This window comes from Streptomyces sp. SID1328 (assembly GCF_009865595.1).
In the GTDB taxonomy this organism is placed as follows: Bacteria; Actinomycetota; Actinomycetes; order Streptomycetales; family Streptomycetaceae; genus Streptomyces; species Streptomyces griseoluteus.
In genome coordinates this window covers 1-2,025 of sequence record NZ_WWKH01001086.1, presented here as the reverse complement: position 1 = coordinate 2,025, position 2,025 = coordinate 1, and the positions used below count along the sequence as shown (strand labels likewise).

The following is a 2,025-nucleotide window of genomic DNA, read 5'->3' as shown; positions in this document are numbered from 1 at the left end:
ACCTGGCCCTATGGGGCGGGGAGGACATAAGGCCCACCCCGCCCCGGCCGGGCCGCCCCGCGTGGCTACCCTGAAGCCATGGACTACGTTGCCGCGCTGGTGCCCCCCTTCGTCATGGCCGCCCTCTTCATCGGGGTGGTCCGGGTGATCGTGAAGACCCAGGGCGGAGCGGCCAAGGGCAAGGAGGACGCGGCCGTCGACGCCGCCCTCGCGCGCGCCGAGAACGCCCGCCGGGCCGCCCACGGCGACGCCTGAGCCGCCCGCACGTCGGCGCCGATTTGACCGGATCTCCCACTATTATTTGTTTTGTGCCTCGCCCCTTGGGAGATCTCGAAGACGCCGTCATGTCACGGGTGTGGAAGTGGAACCGCCCGGTGACCGTCCGGGAAGTCCTGGAAGACATCCAGCAGGAACGCTCGATCGCGTACACCACCGTCATGACGGTTTTGGACAATCTTCATCAGAAGGGCTGGGTCCGCCGTGAGGCGGAAGGGCGCGCCTATCGATATGAGGCCGTCTCCACCAGAGCCGCCTACGCCGCCGCGCTCATGAACGACGCCTGGTCGCAGAGCGACAACCCCGCCGCCGCTCTCGTCGCGTTCTTCGGGATGATGAGCGAGGAACAGCGCCAGGCCCTCAGCGACGCCATCCGTATCGTCCAAGGGCCGCAAACGCGCGAGAACCCCGGTTCGGCGGAGGAGACCGGCGGGCGATAGCGTCCGCCCATGTCAGCGAAGAGCCCCGAAGTCTCCGCGAATGCCATCACCGTCCGGCGCGCCCGGACCAGCGATGTTCCCGCTGTCCGACGACTCCTCGACGCCTACTCGCGTGACCGCATCCTGCTCGACAAAGCCACGGTCACCCTTTACGAGGACATCCAGGAGTTCTGGGTCGCGGAACGCGACGACAACGCCGAGGTCGTCGGCTGCGGTGCCTTGCACGTCATGTGGGAAGACCTCGCGGAAGTCCGCACTCTCGCGGTGAACCCGTCCCTCAAGGGCGCCGGAGTGGGTCACCGGCTGCTGGGGAAGTTGCTCGACACCGCGCGCCGGCTCGGCGTTCGCCGGGTTTTCTGTCTGACCTTCGAAGTCGACTTCTTCACCAAGCACGGCTTCGTGGAGATCGGCGAGACACCGGTGGACACCGATGTGTACGCGGAGCTGTTGCGCTCCTATGACGAGGGCGTCGCGGAGTTCCTCGGTCTCGAACGAGTGAAACCCAACACCTTGGGCAACAGCCGGATGCTTCTGCATCTGTGATCGCCAATGCCCCGGTTCCCTATGTCCGAAACGCGCACGTTTCCGGGCGTGAGAGGGCGGGAGGTCTCTCCCCGAGGGTTTGTGTTTTTCCGGCAAAAGCGGTTTGCTTTCCGGCGTACTGCTGCACTGCATATAACAGGGGCGGCTAAACGGCGTACGCCGCGGACCTCCCCGCCCTCACGTTATCGATGAAAGGAAATCCCGTGGCACAGAAGGTTCAGGTCCTTCTTGTCGACGACCTCGACGGCGGCGAGGCTGACGAGACCGTGACGTTCGCGTTGGACGGCAAGACGTACGAGATCGACCTCACGACCGCCAATGCGGACAAGCTGCGCGGCCTTCTCGACGCGTATGTGAAGGGCGGCCGGCGTACCGGTGGCCGTTCCTCCGGGGGCCGCGGCAAGGCGGCCCGCGCCGCTTCCGGTGGCAACCAGGACACCGCGGCCATCCGCGCCTGGGCCAAGGAGAACGGCTACGACGTGAACGACCGCGGCCGCGTCCCCGCGTCCATCCGCGAGGCCTACGAGAAGGCCAACGGCTGATCACGCCCCCGCGAACGGGGCCCGGCGCCCCGCCGCAGCCGGACCCGGTGGCACTGCGCCGCCACGGTGTCCACCAGCCGTACGAGATCGGGGGCGCCCGCGACGCCCTCGAAGGACGGCAGCGCGGGCAGTACCGCCTCCACATCGCGCCCCGGCTCGGGGGGCCGCAGCCATACGGCGGCCCCCTGCAAGGCCCCGGCGCCCGCTCGCGGCACCGCCGCGCC

The 2,025-nt window shown here is 68.0% G+C and carries 4 protein-coding genes and 1 pseudogene; 4 read left to right on the top strand and 1 reads right to left on the bottom strand.

The window, feature by feature from the left end; genetic code table 11:
* Nucleotides 1–78 precede the first annotated feature (78 nt).
* From GT030_RS36020 to GT030_RS35140, 4 genes are all read left to right on the top strand, one after another.
* Nucleotides 79–255 carry a hypothetical protein gene (locus GT030_RS36020; RefSeq protein WP_202460959.1) on the top strand — a complete coding sequence of 59 codons (177 nt, stop codon included), beginning with the start codon at nucleotides 79–81 and terminating at the stop codon, nucleotides 253–255.
* A gap of 53 nt (nucleotides 256–308) precedes the next feature.
* Nucleotides 309–716, top strand: coding sequence for a BlaI/MecI/CopY family transcriptional regulator (locus GT030_RS35150; protein ID WP_267881272.1), 408 nt, complete (start codon nucleotides 309–311; stop codon nucleotides 714–716).
* Between the two features lie 9 nt (nucleotides 717–725).
* Nucleotides 726–1,259, top strand: coding sequence for an amino-acid N-acetyltransferase (locus GT030_RS35145; protein WP_161204533.1), 534 nt, complete (start codon nucleotides 726–728; stop codon nucleotides 1,257–1,259).
* A 203-nt stretch (nucleotides 1,260–1,462) separates the two neighbouring features.
* The gene (locus GT030_RS35140; protein ID WP_135791634.1) at nucleotides 1,463–1,801 is read left to right on the top strand and encodes an Lsr2 family protein; all 339 of its coding nucleotides are present in this window, start codon (nucleotides 1,463–1,465) and stop codon (nucleotides 1,799–1,801) included.
* Here the strand turns inward: GT030_RS35140 and GT030_RS35135 are convergent.
* Nucleotides 1,780–2,025, bottom strand: a pseudogene (locus GT030_RS35135) (hypothetical protein); the annotation flags it as partial. The gene GT030_RS35140 and the pseudogene GT030_RS35135 sit on opposite strands and share 22 nt — an antisense overlap.